This window comes from Chamaesiphon polymorphus CCALA 037, from assembly GCF_003003845.1.
Lineage (GTDB): Bacteria > Cyanobacteriota > Cyanobacteriia > Cyanobacteriales > Chamaesiphonaceae > Chamaesiphon > Chamaesiphon polymorphus.
This window is the reverse complement of record NZ_PVWO01000667.1, coordinates 1-2,553: the sequence shown is the minus strand read 5'-3', so window position 1 is coordinate 2,553 and position 2,553 is coordinate 1. Positions and strand designations below refer to the sequence as shown.

Annotated in this window: 3 protein-coding genes; all 3 read left to right on the top strand. The window is 45.4% G+C overall.

Going from position 1 to position 2,553, the window contains the following annotated elements:
• Positions 1-243 precede the first annotated feature (243 nt).
• Positions 244-1,041: an acyl-ACP--UDP-N-acetylglucosamine O-acyltransferase gene (gene lpxA, locus C7B77_RS28020; RefSeq protein ID WP_106312800.1), complete on the top strand. Its 798-nt coding sequence runs from the start codon at positions 244-246 to the stop codon at positions 1,039-1,041.
• A 257-nt stretch (positions 1,042-1,298) separates the two neighbouring features.
• Positions 1,299-1,703, top strand: coding sequence for a hypothetical protein (locus C7B77_RS28015; protein ID WP_106312797.1), 405 nt, complete (start codon positions 1,299-1,301; stop codon positions 1,701-1,703).
• Between the two features lie 154 nt (positions 1,704-1,857).
• On the top strand, positions 1,858-2,397 hold the full coding sequence (locus C7B77_RS28010) for a Dps family protein (RefSeq protein WP_106312794.1): 540 nt from the start codon (positions 1,858-1,860) through the stop codon (positions 2,395-2,397).
• Positions 2,398-2,553: the final 156 nt, after the last annotated feature.

The window sequence follows — 2,553 nt, the reverse complement described above, 5'->3', positions numbered from 1 at the left end:
AAGGTAGTCTGCTAGGGTGGCAAGAATTTAAAATCAACTTTGGCAGAATGGCAGACGCTTATCGCGCCTCCAAACAAATGCAAAGCAGCATCGATCGCGATTAAAGTTTGCCGCTGGCGGAGGGGATGATGGTACCGATCTGAGGTGCGATCCGATCGTTGTTCGACTACTAATCTACCCATCCACCCCTATGGTGCGCCAGTCAGGTATAATATTTGCTGCAATACGCTCTCATCCCCATCCATGCAGATCCATTCCACATCAGCGATCGAACCTGGAGCTAAAATCGGTACTAATGTCTCGATCGGTCCATTTTGCTACATTCGACACGATGTCGAAATTGGGGATAATTGTACTTTAGACGCCCACGTTACGCTTCTACCCTACACCTCGATCGGGCAAAATTGTCACATTCATAGTAATGTCACAATCGGCGATACACCTCAAGATTTGGCATTTAAAGACGAGCCGAGTTATGTCAACATCGGCAATAATTGCAGCATCAGAGAAGGCGTAACGATCCATCGTGGAACTAAAGCCGGATCGGTTACTCAAGTAGGCAATAATTGCCTCCTAATGGCCAACAGTCACCTAGCGCATAACGTCCAACTCGGTAATGATATTATCGTCGCCAACGGGGCACTTTTGGCTGGATATGTAGAAGTTGGCGATCGCGCTTTTATCAGCGGTAATTGTCTGGTACATCAATTTGTCAGAATTGGCAGATTGGTAATGATGGCTGGCGGTTCAGCCGCTCAGAAAGATATTCCCCCCTTTTGCATGACGCGCAGCACCACGCTCAATAAAGTGATGGGCTTGAATACAGTTGGTTTGCGGCGAGCGGGATTGACATCTGAAGAAAGATTGACACTCAAACGTGCTTTTAGAATCTTGTATCAATCGAATTTACTCATTCCTGAAGCTTTGGCAAAATTAGAAACTGAATTCGATGCAGATTTAGTAAAAGAAATCTGTGATTTTATCAAACATTCTCAACGTGGCATCGCTGGATACGTCCGCCAACGCCAGCGTGAAGAATAAGCAAAGATCGGGGTTTAAGGATTAAAAGTTTAACAGGATGAGGTTGTCGTTACTCTCTAACCATCCAATTATCACCCATCCACCCATCCACCCATCCACTCATCCACTCATCTACTCCACTGGGAATTTAGATCCTTAATTTAGAGAATTGACGTGACCCCTCTGTCGATCGACAGAGATTTTGGCGATCTCTTAAAAGTTGCAAATCCGTCTGTTGAGTGATATATCGATGGCTTAATCCTTAGTATAACTAGAGGGTGAAACCCACAGATGAATTCAACGCCATGAACTTCAAGATCGATCGTTTAGTTAGTAATATCCAGCAACAATTCACAAAATTAATCGGTGGGTTATTGCTACTTACTATGGTTTGGCAAGGTGTCATCCTCGGCGTCGATGTTGCAGTTGCTGCTCCATTACTAGGTACTAGTAACGATCGTGTTTCCGAGCAAGTAGCCGACAAAGCATCACAAATAAAAGACTCCGTTAAGGAAGAAATCGGTAAGGCACAAACACCAATCCAAGATCGGCCTGGAGAAGTTACAGATAAGGTCAACCATGGCTTGAACTATACCAAAGATGCAGTCGATCGCAACCAAGATCGGGCTGAAAATAACGCTGATAACATTGCCGACAAGGTTAAAAACTTCTTTGGAAAATAGCAGCAAAAGTTCTTCTGTGCCTTGAATTTATTTACAAGGCCAAACCAGATCGAACATTGTAGCTTCTGGCACGCGATCGAACAACAAATTTGCTGTTGTACTGATGAATGTGCCTTCTAGACTCACGAAATAAATATACTTGGAGACAAAAAACATGCGTCCGATTAATATTGGCTTAACTGACGAGCAACGCGTAGGGGTAATCGATTTACTCAATCATAATTTGGCAGATTCTTATCTTCTAGTAGTCAAAACTAAAAAATTCCATTGGGACGTAGTTGGCCCTCAGTTTATCTCCCTTCACGAACTTTGGGATAAACAATACGAAGCTATTTCCACCAATATCGATGCGATCGCCGAACGGATTCGCGCGCTCGGTGGTTACCCCGTCGGTACCATGAAAGGATTCCTAGAATACGCATCTCTAGGCGAACATCCTGGCAACATCCCCATGGCAACTGGCATGGTAGCTGCTTTAGTCGAAGATCACGAGCAAATCGTGCGTAACATGCGCGAGCACATCGATAGTTGCAGCGAAGAATATCATGACGAAGGTACCGCCGACTTCTTGACTGGATTGATGGAACAGCACGAAGAAATGGCTTGGATGCTACGCTCCTTTATTGAAGGCGAAGCTCTAGCTGCTAACGGTGCGCGTCCCGATCTACAAAGCAAAGCCCCCGTCGGCGTCTAATTTATCCCCACACGATCGAGCCAGGAGGTTTAGATATATCTCAGCCTGCTGGCAACGATCGTAGATCTTTACCCCACCCCAGCCCTCCCCTTATAAAGGGGAGGGCTGGGGTGGGGTAAAGATCTACGATCGTTGCCAGCAGGCTGAGATATATCT